This is a genomic window from Flavobacterium cupreum (genome assembly GCF_003996965.1).
Lineage (GTDB): Bacteria > Bacteroidota > Bacteroidia > Flavobacteriales > Flavobacteriaceae > Flavobacterium > Flavobacterium cupreum.
Window position 1 is genome coordinate 600,334 of record NZ_QWDM01000001.1, and the last position, 19,217, is coordinate 619,550.

Genomic DNA, 19,217 nt, shown 5'->3' on the forward strand with positions numbered 1-19,217 from the left:
GTAAAATACAAACTGCCGATAAAAATACTATTCCCCTTACAGCTACCAAACCTGTTCCTGAAAGAAAAAAATCATAAAATTATTACAAATAATTTAATAACTTTGGCTTATCTGCATCGATAAAGATTTAAAAAAGAAATCATTACCCATAATTTTCATCTTTGCCTTATTTAAATTAAGAAGCGACAGAAAGCTAATAGCTATCGTATAATGCCCTAACAGCTACAGTAAATGAAGAAACAAATTACTTTTCTCCTCTTGATGATAACGACAATCAGTCTCTCCCAAAATGCTGAAAAATGGAAACAGTATTTAAAAAAAGAAACCGAAAGAAAATTGGAGAAATACTACTTTACTTCTTTAAAAAATGCACATGAGAACAAATACAAAATTGTTAAAAAGCTGGACAGTACTTTTTGCATTGTTGAAAATGAAAATTTAAAATCTCCCCAAACTTTAAAAAAAGTCCTCCCGGTCAACAACCTGTGGAAATTACCCTCCAATTTTTCAGCTCATAGGGAAGAAAAAGAATATATAATCGCAACTGACAATATTGAAGCCTTACTTACCGACCTGAAATCCATCAATATTTCTGACATCAGCATACTGGATAGCCGTCTTGTAATGATAAAAAGTGATTCCAAAAAAATTAGTGATGTCCTTATCGCTCTGAACAGCGTATCTTCTATTTCGCAGGAATCTCTACAGCCAAAAGCGGAATCAAAAATTACAGATCAAAATTTTACGGTCAATTCTATAAATAAAGCCAAGAGTAATTTTCCTCTTCTAACGGGCGAAAATCAAATTGTATCTATCAAAGATGATTTTTTTGATGTAAACGATATTGATCTTTTAGATAAGCTGATTCCTTCCCCAGTACAATCTGCTTTAGTTTCAAGCCACGCAACGGCTATGGCAACTATAGTTTCCGGACTGGGAAACAGCTCGGCATTAGGAAAAGGCGTCGCTCAAAAGGCTAAGATACAATCGTCTGACTTTCTGAAAATCTATCCCGACGAAGTAGCAGCTTTACAGGGTGCGCTCACTCAAAATCATTCCTACGGTACCGTGATTGAGAATTTCTACGGTTCGCTTGCTAATGCTTATGACGCACAATTATTCTCAAATGCCGGTTTGACACATTGTTTTTCATCGGGCAATAGCGGTCTTCAGGGCTATAAATCGATCACGGGCAATTTCAAGCAATCCAAAAATAGTATCGTACTGGGTTGCATTGACCAAAATGAAGTAATTATGCCTTTTTCATCCAAAGGTCCGGCCTATGACGGCCGTATAAAACCCGAGTTAGTAGCCTTTAGCACACAGGGAACTTCAAATTCTACCGCAGTAGCTACAGGGATTATTACACTGATGAAACAACATTATAAAACTATAAACAATAACGCCCTGACGAATGCAATGACCAAAGCTATTTTAATCAATAGTGCCAAGGATTTAGGGAACACAGGCCCGGATTTCACGTATGGTTATGGCAATATAAATGCTGATAAAAGCTTAAAAACAATCAGCGAAAATAGAATTATATCCGGCAATGTGACATCCGGCCAGAAAAATTCACATATCATTGCCATTCCCGCCAAGGCGAAAAACTTAAAAATTACAGTAGTCTGGAACGATCTGCCTGCTGAAATCAACAGTAATATCAGTTTGGTAAACGATTTAGACCTGGAAGTTATTTCGGCGGACAATACCACTTTTTTGCCGTGGATCCTTAATCCTGACGCTCCTGAACAGCCAGCCGTAAGAGGAAAAGATAAAATTAATACGATCGAGCAGGTAACTATTGAAAATCCCTTACCCGGATCTTACAGCATCAATGTCAGGGGATTCTACGTGTCAAGTACGGCGCAGGAATACAGTATTGTTTACGACTATGAATTAGAGAATCAATTTGAATGGAATTATCCGGTTGCCAATGATAATTTTCCTTACGATGGCAAGACTGTTTCTCCTTTCAAATGGAATTCTTCGTTTTCCGGTATTCCCGGACAATTGTCTATTAGTTACAATGACGGGCAGACCTGGGAAATTATCGCAGCCGGTATAAATACTGATCTTGAACAATTTGCCTATACGCCGCCGGAACAAAAATTTTCAAAGGCAAAATTAAAAATGACTATTGGTACTAACGATTATATCTCTGACAGCTTTATGATTTCTTATGATTTAAATATCACCACGAGCTTAGTTTGCGATGGTACCACTGAAATTAATTGGGACCAACCTGCCGGTGTTGAAGCATTTAATATTTATCAGCTGCAAGGAGATCATTTAGCATTTAAAGAACAGACAGCAAACACGAATTATACGTACACTGATGGAAAAATCTACACTGTTACTCCTGTATTTGAGAACAATGAAGGAATAAAAAGTGAGTCCACCTTACAATATGCCCAAAACTCAAATTGTTATTTCGAGCTGGCTCTGGCAGAACTTTATGAGGAAAATAAAATAAAGATTAGTGCCGGCCTTTTCAGTTTGTACAATATCAAAAGAATTGAGCTGGTCAAAATAATTAATAATATTGAAACTGTCGCTGGCACACTAGATGACATCAATTCTAAAACATTCTCTTTTATAGATGCTGCGCCCTTAAAAGGCAGTAATAAATATAAAATAAATATAATTTTAGAAAACAATACTGTGATCAGTTCCCTACTTCTCGATACGAATTATTTAGGCAATGATTTATTTTTTGTGCACCCTACGCTATTGCGCAAAAATGAAGAATTAAATATTGAAGCCAAAAAAGAGGAAAGTGCTACTTTCTATCTGTATTCGGTTAGCGGACAAAATACTATTACTTCCCCGCTACTTTCCAAAACGAGCAACATCAGTCTGAAAAATACGGCCTCCGGAATTTATATCTACAAAATAATTACGAACTCAGGCGAAGTGCAAACAGGAAAAATTGCTGTTTTTTAAGCTACTTGTCTGATGTTTTTTTAACCGCGAAGTACGCAAGGTAAAAGCGCAAAGTTCGCAAAAGTTTTATTAACAAAGCTGTGCGAACTTTTCGGTTAACCGTCAAAGTAATTCAAAAGTTAAAACGCCACGATTTAAATTTAGAATAGGTAATTGGAATTTTGAGCTTGGAATTTTGAGCTTAGAATTTGGAATTTATAAAATTGAAAATTCTGAAGAATACTGCGACTTATCGATGCTATTATTTTGAGATATTTTTTGAATCTCTGCCACAATATCGATATCATTTTTGAAGATACTATTCAATATTTCAATAATTTCCTCAGAAGTAACATCATTAGAATATCCTGTAAACTGAATGCGTTTATCTTTTTCCTGATGCATTTTAAAACCAGCCAAAGACAATTTCGACAACCGGTTCGAAATATCAATATTATTAATTTTCACCTCTGATTTTGTAAAAAACACAACCGGATTCCGGGCTTCTAAATCAACCAGATACGGAACGCCATTTTCAATTTTAAGACTGCAAAAATCACCTGTCCTGTAACGTATTAAGGGCAGAAAGGGATTGATGCCTCCGGTAACTACCAATTCTCCGCGTTCACCATACGGAAGCTGCACATCCTCATGTTCATCAAAAATTTCCAGATACAAATCGGGACGAATAACTTTATGTCCGTATTCGGAAGCATACCCTATATTTCTGCATTCCGTTAGCGAATAAAGATCTATAACCGGGCATTTAAAATACGCTTCCAATTTGCCTTTTGTGCCTTTCGTTAACTTCATAGCCGAAGACAACAGCGTTTTTGGAGTCAGTTTGGGTTTTAGATCCAGCAACGCCATAAAAGCGATCGGATCACCGGTCAGGATTTGTGGATTGTATTTCTCCAGATATTTTTTAGCATCATCCGGATGGTTCCATTCTGATGGGTTAAGGTTTATTTTTAAAATCCCCGCCCCCTCCAAATAGGCGGATAAAGAAGCATAAGTCAGTGTTTTTTCCTGGGCGCAGATCAAAGCTATTGCCGTGGTATCTTTACTTTTGGTGATCGAAATATCAAAATCTTTCAAAACCGACTCAATTTGCGGCAGCCAGCTGGCCTGGGAAACCGCGTCAAAGAGCACATCTAATTTCGGGCCTGTTGATCCCGAAGTGTAATACACCAGCAGCTCCTTTAAATCTGCCTCATTAGAAACAAATAAATAAGGGTACTTTCTGATATCTTCCCTGGAAATAGTGGGAAAAGAATCGAAGTCACTGCCTTTATTCCGGTAAAAAGGAACTGTTCGAAGACACCATTCTAAATAGCCCGTAAGCCAGATTGGAGTTTCTCCTTCGTTCCAGAATACTTTTTCATTATAATATTGGGCTTTATAAGCATTCACTTTTGAAAGTCGTACAGCATCTAACCGGTCACCACTTTTAAAATTAAATTTAGGGGCGCATGCATCCTGTTTAAGCGCATTTAAAAAACTTAAATCATCCAGCAGCGGAAAACGTTCCGCGTCTGTTAATGCTATCTGCGGATCACTACTCACGTCCATAGGTATTTGCCGCTTCACGCGCTTTTTTTTCAGCCATCTCTCTTTTAATATTCATTATTCTTTCATGTGCTTCGTAGGATTCTTTTAAAACTTTATGACGATCTACACTACTCAAAGACGATAATTTATCGGCTGCTTCGTCCTTAGTTTCTCCGTCAGGTATAATTTCACAGCAATATAATAACAGCCTGACCATCTCTTCCGCACGCTCATCATCAGAAATCCATTCGTTATATTTCACATATTCGGAGGCATGCAATAATTCTTCAAACCAAAAAGAATACAGTTTATTTTCAATAGATGGGCAATTTATAAAATCCGGATGGGAGAGCAACCATGCAGAAATGTGAATGGCACGCCAATGATTATCTTGAATAGCTCTAAAATTAAAACCTGCCGGTATATCAAATTCATTTTTCAAAAAATCATTGCTTACCATCCTGTACGTATCGTAAATCAAAGCTATTGAATTTAATCCCTCCTTCATAAAAAAGTCAGAAGGCTGTACATAAGCATCCGGGCATTTTCTTAAATAGGTGAATAGCTCAAAAACATCATATTTAGACATAGGCATAATTTTGTTGTGAAAATTCAAATGCAAACTTTAAAAGTTCTGCTTCGTTCGTAACATAGTACACATTCCAGCCGATGCTTTTTAGCCGGATCACTAAATCTTTATTATAATCGGGTTGGGAATGCAACACCATTGTACCGTGACCACCGGCATTTTTCAATGCTAATTCGGCGAGTTCCCAATGGGTCTGTTCTGTTTGCGTATCAGAATCTAACATACTGAATATATCATTGTCGGTTACAATTACAATGTGCGATTTTTTAGTTGGTTTTTCTTCAAATGGTTTTCGCAGGCGCTCAATTCCATAGGCATAACCTGTACCTAAATAGGAGGTTAAGGTGGTTAAGAGATCTGTTTCGTCTGTAATGAAGCCGTCTGTTTCCAAATAATCGCCGGGCTCACCGGAAAGACATCCCATCACGGACGCCCCGGCACGCAAAGCAGATAATCCCAAAACCGTGGCTGCAAGTACGGGCCATGAAAAATTTTGTTTCGGATTCACCATCGATCCCGAGCAATCGATACCAATATAAAGATTTAACGGATTTTCTGAAAGAACTGTATCAGAATCTGAACCGTATGTTCTCTTTTGAGTGGTCAATCCCGGAATAAGTGCGGGTGATGCAATCGCAGATTGCAGCCAGTCTACTTCTTCTATGGGGTCTCCAATATCCCAGGTTTCCAGCCCTTCCGGTAAATCCATGGACAAATTTTCGGAGCTTTCTACAGGGAAATCAATCAAATGCGGCAATGCAATTTCTTTATAATAGGCATTGACCAGGCGCTGTTCGTCTGCATTTGCGTTGACTTGTTTCATTAAATCAATATAACTTCCGGGTCCCATATAGCCATTCCTTGGGCCTTGTCCGCCAAATTTGTTTTTATCTATCCCTAAACTTTTCTTTTTCTTTTTATCTGCATCACTTTCTTTTAGGCTAATGGCTTCCTTGCGCATATCAATGACCTCATCGTAGCCTTCCAAATCAAGTTGGGTCATGCCGGAGATATCCATTGCTCCCTTCCCTGCATCTTCTGCATCCAATAATACCAATATCTTTTTACGTGAGTCCTGAAAGGTTTTATCCTCCATTAAATACGGGTAGACCATCACGGCAAACCGGCCACCACCGTGAATCCAGTTCTTGGCGTAACTTCTGACCAAAGATGCCAGTAATGACGCATCAGCATCTATTTTTTTACTGTGAAGGGATAAATTTGTTGCTAATGCTCCACGGTTTAAACGCCATAAATATTCATACGTCCGCATCATCAGTGTCCAAAATTCAGAAAAATTATCCTCTGAATTAATCGCCTGGTATACTTCCGACATTCTTAACTGATTGATTCGCTGTAATTTGTCGTTTATTAAAAAATCAGCATACAGATTAGATACCATCGGAGCCCTGTCCTCAATACCCGGCAGCGCAAAACGAATACGGTTCAGCAAAATGGCATTATCGTATAAATTTGCAGGTGTAAAAATATGATGGCCAATTTCGTGTGCCAGTACCTCTACAGCATAATCGGTAATTTTAAGTTCGACAATTTCTTCCAAATTAATCACAATGCGATGATCTGTTAACCGAATCATGGCAAAACTGCCCGTAAGCCCTTCTTTTCGGGCCTCCTCATGTGATGAACACCAGATCGGTTCCTGTAAACGCAACAGCGGATTCCATTCCAGCTTTGCCTGCTGCCAATGGGATTTCCACAATGCCAATGTTGCTTCTATTTCGGATTGATTATGCATTTCCAAGACTGAATAAGTATAAAAAATAGGAGTTCTCTAAGGTAAAAACCAAGGTATCTTCTGTTACCACCACCGATGAAATATTTTGTACATCAATTTTATCACTGTCATTTCCAATCCATTTTGTCAGGGATTCCAATCGTTTCGAATTCGATAAAATGGCGTTTGCAGCAACGGTATGGGCAGGCAGTAAGACCTTTCCAAACTGGTCGGCAAAAAGTGCATAACTGCTTTTTGAATCGGTCACAAATATATTTCCTTCTATCTGTGCCAATTTTGGCGGATGTTCAAAGAAACCGGCTCCCCCTTTAAAACCGCCATGTACGCCTTCAAATTTTGTAACGTCCCCTATCCATGGATTTGCAAACAACTGATTTGTGTTTTTATGTAAATCTAAAGTATGGACGATAGTTTGCTGCAGGTTTTCAGGAAGTGCTGCGAAATCTGCTTTTAAACGATTCCTTAAATGCGCCAGACCACAATGCCATGCATAAATACGTCCGGTACTTTTAAAATCTTCTATGGTTTTAATATCTGCAGCACTCTTCGCGATCAGGCTGCACCAGTATACTATTTTTTCCGGTGCGTACTGGTGAAGGTTTAAAAGAACATCATTCAGTAATGAAATAATCTTCATTGGAAATTTCACCACCAATCCGGGCATTTGAACCAATAACAGCCAGGCCGCTTTAAATTCATCTTTATATCGGATGGCCTGCCCGCTTCCAATTAATTTCAATGTTTCGAGATAAAGCGCTTTTACTATTTCCTGAATTTTTTCCGGGGCTACATCCAGCGCTACAGCTGCTTTTACAATAGGCTCCACCACTTCTGTCATCCAGCCGGCAATAGTATGGGAATCCAGGCTGCCATACTTTATTTCGCTCTCATTGTACCATTGATTGTACAGGGCACTATTATCGCTTAATGCCGTAATAAGTTGCGGAAGGCTTATTTTTTCCATTGCAGCCATCTTTTATAATTGGTATAACGCTGGTGCAGGTATTTTAACTTTAAGATATCATCTGCCCTGTATCCGTACAGTTTTTTCTCTTCCGACCATTTCTGCAATTGCTTTTCAATATTTAAAAGCCTGCTGTCGATTTCTTTTGAAGAGATATTTTCGAGTCCTTTTTTAAATTCTTCTTCAAAGCGATCTACCGGATCATTTCTGTCCAGATCCTGACTCACATATTCATCGCACGACAAATCGAACAGGTTTCGAAGCCATACAATTCTGTCTACTCTGTAAACCTCATGACCGGCCTGATCAAAAAATGGCGATTCTAAATGTGGCGTTAAGCTATCGTGCAAAACGAATGGCAAAACTTGTCTGATATCTTCTAATTCTACTTTTTTATTGCCTCTAAAATAAGCCAGTGCCTTGGAAAACATCAATAAGGTCATGATTTTCCTAACCGACAAACCATTTTTCGCCTGCGAACCTAAATCTTTTATCGGGTCTTTTCCGGTTTCTTTTTTAAAAAGGGAACGCATGTCCATACCCGACAATTTTGCGGTGTCTTTGGTCATATACTCCAGTCGGTTGGACGCAGGCTCAAAAAATTCAAACTGACGACAGAAAAACTCGATGCGTTTACGCAATTCGGGATCAATTTTCACACCTCTAATCTGTTTATTCACCGTATTCAGCTCCTCTTCCGTAAAAATAATCTCTTCCGGAATGATGGCTTCGGGTTTAAAATTGAGTTCGATACGCTGCAATAAATCGTCTACAAAACGCGTATTAAAATGCATCGCCCTAATGACAATATCGATCCTGTCTTTTAAGGCTTCAATCACCTGATAAGTTCCTCCGCCGGCATCGTCGTTAGCAGTCAGGTACCAGGCACCTTCCGGGCATTCATAAATCTGATCGAAGATTTCAGCGTAATTATCGGCCAGTACGGTTAATAAGGCAGACTGGGTCCTGGTGGGAATCCGATTGTATTCATCAATGATTTTTACCCGCATGCCCAGCCATTTTCGCCAGGCAATCCTGATGTCTGAAGTTTTCTCGGCCTTGACCATATCGGAAGGTAACGGATGCCCCAGTAAATCTGAAATCGTCATTTGGGGCTGACCATGCTGAATAGCCCGCATGACGTCCTTTTTATCATAACCCGCCAATAAACCCATCAGCACCGAAGTGGCTGTTTTTCCACGGCCGGGTCCGCCAACAATAAGGCATTTACCCCTTGCTGCCAGATTCAGTAATGGCATTAAGACAAAACTGGAATAACTCTGGTCGGTAGGCAGGTAAACCGGTACTTTACTGTCTCCAAATAAAAACTTTTTAGGATCCCCGTCATTGAATTCTATATCATAATACGGACTGATGATGGCTGTATTCGTGATCCAGAAATAGGCCTGACGCAATTTTTCATCGAGTGTAATGGAATCGCTTCCTTCATTTTGATGGCTCTCGCCTGAATATAAATCTTCTATTTGAAATTTTTTATTCGTATTGACATCCTGGGGATTCGTAGGGGATTCCGGAACTTTTTTGAAAAATCCCATCGTTTTATTTATTAAATCAGACATGGTTCTTATTTTTTTTCTAAGTTACTTAAAATTTACGGTTTTCTGCTGCAGACAATACTTTTGAGACTTGTTCAATTCTTTCGGCAACGGTACCTTTAATCGTGTAATAGTTAAGATTTCTGTCCTCTAAATCTTCAATGATTTTTTGCTGAAACGTTTTTCTCTTCACATCGCCCGACCTGTCCCACGTATCATCATAAGGGATATCCGTATCACATACAAAAATAATATCATGTCGCTTTTCAGCTGCTTTTGCTAAATTTTCCAGTGCTTTCAGAGCAGTGCCGTGATAATCCAGCGAAAACAGATAGGTGGTGATGGCATTGGTATCTGAAAACAAAAACCTATTGGCCTGTAAAACAAGGGCATCTTCTCTTTCAATGTGAATCTCGGCTATTTTTAAAAGGTCTTCTAAAGTTAGCCTTTTATTTACCTGATTCTGTTCCCAGTATTCCCTTCCGTATTCGGGCATCCATTGCGTGTCAAAATGAGCGGCCAGCTGCTCTGCCAAAGTAGTTTTACCCGTTGACGGGGCACCAAGCAATACCACTTTCGTAATCAAATCACGGTACACTTTGGGATGTATAAATTCTTTATTTCGGAATGAATCCTTTCTGATTTTTGTAGCGGAGACGGGAATGATATTCCGACTCACATCTACCTGCCGGTTAATGGCATTCAGCGCGATACCCATATGCTCACCGTAAGGCTCACTGGAATAAAAATGGGAGATGGAAAGATCACCTAAAAGGCCTAAGACATAATCTTCCTGAATTTTCATAATCTCAGGCGTATACCCCGTATCGTTAGGTGAATTTACGCCTTCAATAACTGTGATTTCCGGGTATATTTCCCGTATCCAGCCGGCTCTGGTGGCTAGAGGGATATTGATTACAGGATCATCGTAAATGAGTACCAGCAATTCATCAACCTCATCAATGGCCGTTTCTATTAGTAACTGGTGCCCTTTATGAAAAGGGGCAAACTTCCCCAGTGTCAATCCAACTTTATGACTGTTCTTCATATGCAAATTCTTTTTGACAGGCTTTTTTCCATTCGAAATAACCAATGATCGCCATGATCAAAAAAAGCACGTACAACGCTGTGGTAAAATATAAATCTTTGTACCAGTAAATGACGATGGCCACCACATCTACAATAATCCAGAATAACCAGGATTGCAATACTTTTTTGATCATTAGATATTGGGCAACGAGACTTGCCATAGTGATAAAAGCATCTTCGTAAGGATACGATGCATCTGTTTTGGTGTGCATCATATAACCCAGACCCATGGTGGTCAGGATAGTTAAGCCAATCCAGAACGGAGTATTTGTTACTTGCGTTACCATCAGTTCTTTTTTATTGGTTCCGCCATATTTCCAGCTGTACCAGCCGAATGCCTGCAGAAATATATAAATAATATGCAAAATCATATCTGAATATAATTTGGCTGTAAAGAAAACAAAACAATACAGTGTTACCTGAAGTAAACCAAAATACCAGCACCAGATGTTTTGCCTGATCGTAAAATAAACAGACATGAAGCCGAAAAACGCACTCAATAATTCTAAAGTTGTATCCATAATATGGGTATAAATATATAATAATGAATTAAACTTTTATAATGGATCAGCGAATAACTTTTGACAAATTAGCAGTATTTGCGGGTGGAAGCATTTAAATCCGGTACTTGTACTTCAGCAGTCAAAACGGTTCAGGTGAATAATCTAGCAACCCAATTATACTGCATGGTTTGCATCAAACTTTAAAAAACTAAAAATCAGAGCCGTATAAAATAAAAACAGACTTAAATACACTAAACTTATGTTAAAAACAGCGCTGTTTTTTAATATTAATTTGAACTTTGTGTTTCTGTTAAACTAAAAAATGAGGATTATGAAAACGCAAATTGTTGAACTGGAAAAAAAATACTGGCAGGGAATGGAAGATCACAACTATGAAACTGTAAAAAACCTGACACACTTTCCCTGTCTAATTGCCGGTAAAAATGGTGTACATAGTGTCGATGAGGCCAGTTTTAAAAAGATGTTTGAGTCGGGCGATGGCGATAAAATAAAAATTTTGAATTTTTCGGATATCGAAACCCAGGTCATTGGTGAAAATAGTGCCGTAATAGCCTATTTGATAGAATTAGGAATTGAAGACGATAAACAAAAAGCCCCAATGAAGTGTGCCTGCACTTCTACCTGGATTAAGGAAGGTGAGAAATGGACTTGTGTCCTTCATACCGAAACTGAATTATCGAAGCAATAGACTGTAAACGGGTAAAGTTTTAAGTTTTAAGTTTCAGGTTTCAAGTTTCAGGTTTCAGGTTTTAAGTTTTAAGTTTTAATGTTAACCGCAAAGTTCGCAAAGTCAAATAATAACTTTGCGAACTTTGCGCTTTTACCCCTTGCACGCTTGGCGTTTAAATGCAATTCGGCTGCAAAAAGGCTAACATTATAGTACATCCCCTACAACCAATAGATGCCGGATTAAATAAAATCACTAATTTTAATACCAACTTTCAATCTTTACTATGACCCAGACAGCACAATTTAGAAGTTCCATTTTCAGACATCTCGATGGCTTAGCTGTTGCCCCGGTAGCAGTAGCACTACATAAAAATAAAATTTTGGATTTTATCCTGGACAAAAAGCAGGTTCAATTAGCGCAGCTTACCACTGTTTTCAAAGCAAATGAAGGATATCTGAATGTTGCTTTGCGCGTTTTGGCTTCCCAGGGGTTTCTAGACTACGAAGTCGATAACCACACACAGGAAATTACGGTGGCGGTAAATGAAAAAACAGAAATCGCATTTTCGATGTTTCATCTCTATGAAGATGTGGTCGATTTACTTCAATTTTCTACCCAGTTTCATCCGCGTCTCTTCGATGATGTGCCCTTTGAAAAACTCAACCTTATTTTTGAAAAATATAAAAAAAATTACGGAATTGAATTTTCCGGCGATGCCCTGACAAACAGCATTCAGAAACAGATTTTAAAACATATAGAAGGATATCTGATTGGCCCTACGATAGTACGTCTGGCGAAAAACGGAATGTTTCACAAGTATTTTATGGAAACTTCTTTCAAGCCGGAAGAGTTTCATAAATCGCCTGAAAACTTTAAAAAAATATTAGACTTTTTTGTACATCTTGAATGGTTTCTTGAAAAAAACGGCAATTATCAATTTACCGATATGGGGTTGTTTTTCGCTAAAAGAGCCAGTGCCTATGGCGTTACCGTTTCTTATCTGCCAACATTTGCCAAAATTGAAGAATTGATTTTTGGCGATCCGGCGATCTTAAGAATGATTGGCGATGGCGAAAACGAAATTCATGTTGACCGTGAAATGAATGTTTGGGGAAGCGGAGGCGCTCACGACACTTATTTTAAGGTGGTAGATGAAATTATCATTACACTTTTTAACCTGCCCATTGAAGAACAGCCCAAAGGAATCCTGGATATGGGTTGCGGAAATGGCGCTTTCTTACAGCACATCTTTGAAGTGATCGACAGACAGACCTTAAGAGGAAAAATGCTCGATGACTATCCGTTGTTTCTGGTTGGGGCAGATTACAATCAGGCAGCCCTTAAGGTAACCCGGGCAAATCTTATTAAGGCCGATATTTGGGCAAAGGTAATCTGGGGCGATATCGGGCGACCTGATTTGCTTTCAAAGGACCTGAGTGAAAATTACAATATTGACCTGAAAGACCTGCTCAATGTAAGAACCTTTCTGGATCACAACCGAATCTGGAAAAATCCTGAGCATTCAGACAAAAACAGGATCAGTAAATCTACCGGCGCATTTGCCTACAGGGGAAAAAGAATCTGTAACAACCTGGTAGAAGATAATCTTCTGGAACATTTACAAAAATGGTCGCCCTATGTACGTAAGTTTGGTTTGCTTCTTATTGAATTGCATACTATAAATCCAAAACTTGCCGCCAGTAATCTGGGAAAAACTCCGGCAACAGCCTATGATGCCACCCATGGTTTTTCGGACCAGTATATAGTGGAAATAGATGTCTTTAACAGTGTTGCTGCTGAAGCGGGGTTATTTTCAGACAAGTCCATTTTCAAGCGATTTCCGGAAGCAGATATAGCCACGGTGAGCATCAATTTATTAAAAGGAGAATGAAATCAACAATAACCTTCAATGAGACATTGTCTTCCCTTTTTCACGGAATAATCATATAAGGTTTGCAGAATATTATATAAAAGAATCTGAAATGTATTGCTGAAATTTGAATCATCAGTTACACCAACAGGAAATTGCGCAAGCTGAAGCTTATTGAATATTTCCTGTCGCTTTTTGAACATGGCAATAAAAGCTACTGATATAAAAATCCTGTAATACACCATATATGAAACAATTAACAGATTACTTTGGACAAAATATAAAGGGAAAAAGAATTGTAATCACGGGCGGTACCACCGGTATCGGAAAAGCAACTGCTGAAGTGTTAACAGCGCTGGGCGGACACGTTTTAATTTTCGGAAGAGATCCCGGGGATTTTGAAACTGCCATCGATGATCTAAAAAAACAGTTCCCAGAGGCGGTACTTTACGGCACTCCAGCCGATGTAACCAAAAAGGAAGACATTGATAAAATTATGAAAATTGTCGATGATGAAATGGGCGGTATTGATATTCTGATCAATAATGCAGCGCTAGGTGCTCCGGGTGTCACCAAATGCACCTACGAAGATTTCAAATATATCGTAGATGCCAATGTCATGGGCTATATCGCCTTTTGCCAGGAAGCAGCATCGAGAATGTCAGTTCAGAAATCGGGACACATCATCAACATCGGATCGATGAGCGCGGAAAGCCGTGAAGGTAAAAGCACTGTTTATGTGGCTACCAAATCTGCTGTGCGTGGTTTCACTACCTCACTGAGAAAGGAACTTAACCCTATGGGAATTAAAGTTTCGCTAATTGAACCCGGCGCAGTCACCAGCGAAATGCAGCCCGGTACAAAAGAAGAACAGCACGAGAAAATAGAAAAACTGGAAATGCTGGAGGCCGAAGACATTGCCATGAGTATCGTTTTCTGCCTGTCGCAGCCCAAAAGATGCGATATCGTAACGATGCAGATACGACCGCACCTGCAGTTAATATAAAAACAGTTCCCGGGACAATTATCTAACAAAAACATCAAAACTAAGCTTGATGTCTCACTAAAAATACTATTATGAAAAATTTTTTAATACTTACAATATCCATTTTCTTTTTTTCCTGTCAGCAAAAGGAAAATAAAAATCCCGTGGTTACGGCATCCGATTCAATTCCTGTAACGGAACATAAAGAAGATGAGACACAAAAAGAAGAAGAAAACAAGCAAACAGGCGATACGATCTTCATGAATTTCAGGAATAAAAAAGGTCTTTTTATCGCCGAAGGAGTCTTAGATTCCATTCATTCGAAAGTATTCGTGAAATTTAAAAATGAAGAATCCGGCGAGTTGAAAGGAACGATTGTACCTACTCCCGGAAAAGGAAACATCCGATTTAACCAAATTATTTTTCCCGACAATTCCTCAGACGGACCATTTGGAATGGATATAAAAATTCCACTCACACAAAAAGGAAACCATGTTTTAGTAATCGGGCATTCGCTAATGGCTGACAGTCCTTATTGGGGTAAATTCGAGGTGCAGCTGGAGAATACAAAAAAATAATGTATTGGATTACGCCTTAAAAACCGCTGCAGGCTTGCAGGATTTAAAAAATTCATAAGCTCTTTTCTCGGCATACGAATACATAGAATTACGCAGCGGAAAAGCACAGTGACCGCCATACTTTGGCGTTTCCAGGTAGACGTAGGCGCTGTCCTGCGAGATAGCTCTGGGGTAACATCGTTCGCCTAAAAAAGGATCATCCAGCGAATTAATAATTAAAACCGGAGTGGTAATGTCCTTAAGGGAAAATTCCGGAGAGACGCGCTGGTAATAATCATCACGGCTGGCAAAGCCGTGCAGCGGTGCGGTAAAATACTGGTCAACTTCATCAAAAGAGGTAATTTTATCAATCTGGTCACGGTTTATAAAATCAGGAAACTGTGCCGCTTTGTGTTTAAGTTTTCTTTTAATATCAATTGTGAAATTCTTTAAATAGACCCTGTTAAAACCTTGCTTGAGTACTTCGGCACTTGTGGCAATATGGGTTGGCACTGAAATGCAGACTGCCGCTTTTATGCGCGCATCGATTTTGGTCCAGCCCAGGTAATTCAGGAGCTGCACACCGCCCATTGAATATCCCATCAGATAAACATCATCGAATCCTTTTTCTAAAACAAACTGCACCACTTCGTCAAGATCATCCACCGCACCGTGATGGTAAAGTCTCGGAAGGCGGTTCATTTCTCCTCCGCAGGTACGATTGTTCCAGGCGAAAACCGAAAAGCCTTGCTGCTGAAAATAGGCTGCACAGCTATTATTGTAGGTTCTCCGGGAATCACCTTCTAAACCATGGCATAAAATAACCGCCTTTTTAGGATCATTCAGAATGAAATCGATAGTAATAAAATCACCGTCACTTAACTCCTTTTTTTCCCTGGTGTATCCGGGAGCGTCAAACTTTTTAAACAAAGCAGCATAAATGGTAGAAATGTGCCTGTTGCGATGCATCATCGGTGGAAAATTATATTCTGATTGTTCAATGATAGGCATGGTGAAAAAAATTTGTGGTGTGTACTACAAATCTAAGGAATCAATCCATATGTAATTTAAAACTGTCATTTTTTATTTCAAAAATCCAAATTTTTAACCGCAAGGCACGCAAAGGAAAAATGCAAGGTTCGCACAGTTTACTATTTAGGCTTTGCGAACTTTGCGTGTAAGACTTGCGTGCGTTGCGGTTAAACTATAGATCCTTACTGTATTTTTCAGGTGCTTTCGGTTACGTTTTATTCCCTTATAATACTCTTATCTTCATAAGCCATTCGGGCAATCTCGTCTTTTCGTTTAAAACTAACCCTTTGTGTTTCTGGATATAAGTAATGATTTCCGTAGTGGCGGCCACCATTTGCGGGGTGCCTCCGATACGATCATGAAAGCTTATGGACAGCTGCCTGCGCTTTTTTTCGGATTCTTTGTAAAGCTGATCGAATTCCAGTATGACCTGACGGGAAAACTGATCCGCACTAAAATTCTTTCCCTCTATCAAAACAATATCATTACAGCGAATGGTATACGGGACCACTGCAAAATCATTTCCTTTTACTTTTACTAAAAACGGCTCGTCACGGCTTAAATCATCAATATGATACTTAAAACCCATTTCCTGTAAAATTTCGAGTGTATTTGTACCTCTTCTTAACCAATTTGCATTGTAGCCAACAGGTTCAAAACCAGTTACTTTTTTAATAGCTTCCGCCCCATCCCTGATGAATTTTTTTTCGGTTTCATAAGGCATCGAATATTGCGTTGCCCAGTCCATACCGTGGGCGGCAGCTTCGTGTCCCCTTGCGACAATTTCCCGGGCAAGATCCGCATTCTTTAGTACCGCGGAACCCACCATATGGGAGGTAACTTTGATGCCAAGCTTATCCCAATTGTCCAGCATTCTCGGAATTCCTTCTTTATACCCATACTGATACCAGCTCTCCCCGGGAAGATCAATAAATCCTTTTTGCATGTTTTGCGGAAACGGACTCTCGGCATTTACAGGCTGACCGCCCGCTTCAAACTGCATCGATACCGATACCACCAAACGAGATCCGTCAGCCCAGCTTGTGGGAGATACTTCTTCACTGGCAAGTCTTTTTGTTTCTAAATTGCCTGCCAATAATGTGTTGGTTGGCAGCAAACCCGCCAGACCGACCATGCTTGCTTCTTTAAGAAATGTTCTTCTGTCTTTCATGATATCATCATTTAATTAAGGTTCAACAGTCTTTTATGGCTATTTTTATTTAAGTACTTTTTCAATAATCAGCGTTTCTTCATAAAGCGAAAATTTGCTTATCAGATTATTCGTGATTGTTATATGAATAGCCAGAGGCATTTTAAAATGCTTTCCGTTTTTTTTCACCGTTCGTTCGACAAAACCGAATACCGCAACTTCATTACCCCGCACTAAAAAGGACTGTACCTCAAGTTTTTTACTCCCATCAATAAAATAACTAAAGAGCGTTTTGAATAATTCCGAAATTTCTTCCCGTTTAGAACGGTGTCCTGTCCAGGGCATGTATTTCGATTCGAAAATATACCAGTCTACATTTTCTGAAACCATTGAGGCTATCTTTTCGGGATCTTTGGCTCCGATAGAGCCAAAGAATTTATCTGCCGTTTGCTTCGTATTGATTTCTTCATCAGTATAGACCTGCGCCTGTAGTGAAAAACCCGTCAACAGCACTACTGCTATTAATTGTAAGGTTTTCATTTTTGATCGTATTACAGTTTCTTCCATAATTATCGCTTTTAAATTTTCGTATGATTTGCTTTAGAACTTAAAAATGAAGCTGCATGGTGAGTCCGGTAAAGAATATATTTTTACCGGTTCCGGAGGCTTTGATATAGTCTTCCGCCTTAAACCAGGTGGCTTCGAGCCTGAAATAAATATATTGATTCGGTTCCCAGACGATTTCGCTTTCGAGCTGATTTCCGATTTTCTTTTCGGTTGTGGTGTCCCCGGGATAAATGAGTGATGTATTTGGCGCATAAATACCATCGTAGCCACTGTATCGCCAAAACATGTCATAATCAATGACCCAATCTACATTTTTGGCAATTTCAAAACTCAGCGACGGATGGAAATCAATCAGATTGGAAGGCCCGATTACAGAAGCCAGTCCAAAGTAGGCTCCTCTCGGAAAAAGCGGATTGAAAGTCTGAAGATTGGAATCTCCCGCCTTTTTATCTCCGCTGATTACTTCGGTTTTAAAGCCAATTTCCGGACGAAACTTTATATCATTAAAACGATATCCGGCATTAATCGAGGCCGTCCACGCATTAATACTTTTTTCAGCCACATCACCAAACTGGTAAACGGCTTCGCCATCGTAACGCCAGTTCCCCGTTTTTCCCCAGATACGGGTTCCTAACGAGTGACGTTTTTCTTTTCCTGCTGCATCGTTAAAGGCCGCATTTGCCCTTTGGTAACCCAAATAATACACATCGATATTTTTGACAATGGGTATTTTAGTAAAGGCCAGATAACTTCCCCAGAGCTGTCTGCCTTTATTCGAAGCATCGTCAAAAATACCGTCCTGTGCTACTACATAATGCGTGTAAAAAAAATCCGCGGCACTATTCTCTTTGCTAATAATTGCTTTGACCCCATCAAAAGACTGTCTGTTGTTAGGGCCTTCCCTAACGGCTACCAAACGTTGTGATCCGTAAGTGAGTTCCTGCCTTCCTACTCTTAAAATCAGTCTTTGGCTTCCTTCATTTACAATATTCAAATCAGCAAATGCCTGATGTACTTCAAGCGGATTTTGTTCCACAGGATTCGGATCAATTCTTCCGTCAGCCATACTGCTTTGTACCTGAACAAAAGTTCTGAAGTACTTTCCGGCATGAAAATCGGCATGAAACAAATATCTTCCTAAAACATAACCATCGTTATCCTGCGGGCCATCACCCCAATTTTCATTTTGAGCATAGAAGTACTGAAACCGTATATCGCCCCCAAAACTGATATACGTCTTTTTAGCAGAAGAAACGGGCAGGAATTTCACTGTTTTATACCAATTATTACGTACAGTATCGTTTTTCAAAAAACTATAATCTTCATCAAATCGTAGTGATTTAAAGTCTGGGTACTGCTGTGCAAAACCAGAAAACGAAAGCAATAAAACCAGTAATTGGATCGTATTTTTCATGATTCAATTTTTAATTTT

General features: G+C 39.3%; 16 protein-coding genes. 5 read left to right on the forward strand and 11 right to left on the reverse strand.

Annotation, left to right across the window (positions count from 1 at the left end; genetic code table 11):
- Positions 1-231: 231 nt before the first annotated feature.
- Positions 232-2,946: a S8 family serine peptidase gene (locus tag D0817_RS02405; RefSeq protein ID WP_127336784.1), complete on the forward strand. Its 2,715-nt coding sequence runs from the start codon at positions 232-234 to the stop codon at positions 2,944-2,946.
- A 195-nt stretch (positions 2,947-3,141) separates the two neighbouring features.
- On the opposite strand, the gene D0817_RS02410 is transcribed toward D0817_RS02405, so the two are convergent.
- Genes D0817_RS02410 through pnuC form a run of 7 tightly spaced genes read right to left on the reverse strand, consistent with a single transcriptional unit; the run spans position 3,142 to position 10,951 of the window.
- Positions 3,142-4,515 carry an AMP-binding protein gene (locus D0817_RS02410; protein ID WP_127336785.1) on the reverse strand — a complete coding sequence of 458 codons (1,374 nt, stop codon included), beginning with the start codon at positions 4,513-4,515 and terminating at the stop codon, positions 3,142-3,144.
- Positions 4,484-5,065, reverse strand: coding sequence for a hypothetical protein (locus tag D0817_RS02415; protein ID WP_127336786.1), 582 nt, complete (start codon positions 5,063-5,065; stop codon positions 4,484-4,486). Before D0817_RS02415 ends, D0817_RS02410 begins: the two co-directional genes overlap by 32 nt.
- Positions 5,058-6,821, reverse strand: a complete 1,764-nt coding sequence (locus D0817_RS02420; protein ID WP_127336787.1) for a hypothetical protein — start codon at positions 6,819-6,821, stop codon at positions 5,058-5,060. The genes D0817_RS02415 and D0817_RS02420 overlap by 8 nt, the downstream gene beginning before the upstream one ends.
- Positions 6,814-7,785, reverse strand: coding sequence for a hypothetical protein (locus D0817_RS02425; RefSeq protein ID WP_127336788.1), 972 nt, complete (start codon positions 7,783-7,785; stop codon positions 6,814-6,816). Before D0817_RS02425 ends, D0817_RS02420 begins: the two co-directional genes overlap by 8 nt.
- Positions 7,773-9,365, reverse strand: coding sequence for an AAA family ATPase (locus D0817_RS02430; RefSeq protein WP_202866464.1), 1,593 nt, complete (start codon positions 9,363-9,365; stop codon positions 7,773-7,775). Before D0817_RS02430 ends, D0817_RS02425 begins: the two co-directional genes overlap by 13 nt.
- A 25-nt stretch (positions 9,366-9,390) precedes the next feature.
- Positions 9,391-10,389, reverse strand: coding sequence for an AAA family ATPase (locus D0817_RS02435; protein ID WP_127336789.1), 999 nt, complete (start codon positions 10,387-10,389; stop codon positions 9,391-9,393).
- Positions 10,373-10,951, reverse strand: a complete 579-nt coding sequence (gene pnuC / locus D0817_RS02440; protein WP_127336790.1) for a nicotinamide riboside transporter PnuC — start codon at positions 10,949-10,951, stop codon at positions 10,373-10,375. The genes D0817_RS02435 and pnuC overlap by 17 nt, the downstream gene beginning before the upstream one ends.
- Before the next feature lie 313 nt (positions 10,952-11,264).
- On the opposite strand from pnuC, the gene D0817_RS02445 reads away from it, so the two are divergent.
- The 4 genes from D0817_RS02445 to D0817_RS02460 all read left to right on the forward strand — a co-directional run bounded on the left by D0817_RS02445 (position 11,265) and on the right by D0817_RS02460 (position 15,057).
- A complete protein-coding gene (locus tag D0817_RS02445; protein WP_127336791.1) occupies positions 11,265-11,642 on the forward strand; it encodes a nuclear transport factor 2 family protein in 378 nt (125 codons plus the stop codon).
- A 265-nt stretch (positions 11,643-11,907) separates the two neighbouring features.
- Positions 11,908-13,515 (forward strand): class I SAM-dependent methyltransferase, encoded by a 1,608-nt coding sequence (locus D0817_RS02450; RefSeq protein ID WP_127336792.1) that lies wholly within the window; start codon positions 11,908-11,910, stop codon positions 13,513-13,515.
- 226 nt (positions 13,516-13,741) lie between these two features.
- The gene (locus tag D0817_RS02455) at positions 13,742-14,500 is read left to right on the forward strand and encodes an SDR family oxidoreductase (RefSeq protein WP_127336793.1); all 759 of its coding nucleotides are present in this window, start codon (positions 13,742-13,744) and stop codon (positions 14,498-14,500) included.
- A 71-nt stretch (positions 14,501-14,571) separates the two neighbouring features.
- The gene (locus D0817_RS02460) at positions 14,572-15,057 is read left to right on the forward strand and encodes a hypothetical protein (RefSeq protein ID WP_127336794.1); all 486 of its coding nucleotides are present in this window, start codon (positions 14,572-14,574) and stop codon (positions 15,055-15,057) included.
- A gap of 9 nt (positions 15,058-15,066) precedes the next feature.
- Here the strand turns inward: D0817_RS02460 and D0817_RS02465 are convergent, their stop codons facing one another.
- The 4 genes from D0817_RS02465 to D0817_RS02480 all read right to left on the reverse strand — a co-directional run bounded on the left by D0817_RS02465 (position 15,067) and on the right by D0817_RS02480 (position 19,199).
- Positions 15,067-16,047 carry a YheT family hydrolase gene (locus D0817_RS02465; protein ID WP_127336795.1) on the reverse strand — a complete coding sequence of 327 codons (981 nt, stop codon included), beginning with the start codon at positions 16,045-16,047 and terminating at the stop codon, positions 15,067-15,069.
- A 244-nt stretch (positions 16,048-16,291) separates the two neighbouring features.
- Positions 16,292-17,239, reverse strand: coding sequence for a polysaccharide deacetylase family protein (locus D0817_RS02470; protein WP_202866465.1), 948 nt, complete (start codon positions 17,237-17,239; stop codon positions 16,292-16,294).
- A 45-nt stretch (positions 17,240-17,284) separates the two neighbouring features.
- A complete protein-coding gene (locus tag D0817_RS02475) occupies positions 17,285-17,785 on the reverse strand; it encodes a nuclear transport factor 2 family protein (protein WP_127336796.1) in 501 nt (166 codons plus the stop codon).
- Between the two features lie 40 nt (positions 17,786-17,825).
- Positions 17,826-19,199 carry an alginate export family protein gene (locus tag D0817_RS02480; RefSeq protein WP_127336797.1) on the reverse strand — a complete coding sequence of 458 codons (1,374 nt, stop codon included), beginning with the start codon at positions 19,197-19,199 and terminating at the stop codon, positions 17,826-17,828.
- Positions 19,200-19,217: the final 18 nt, after the last annotated feature.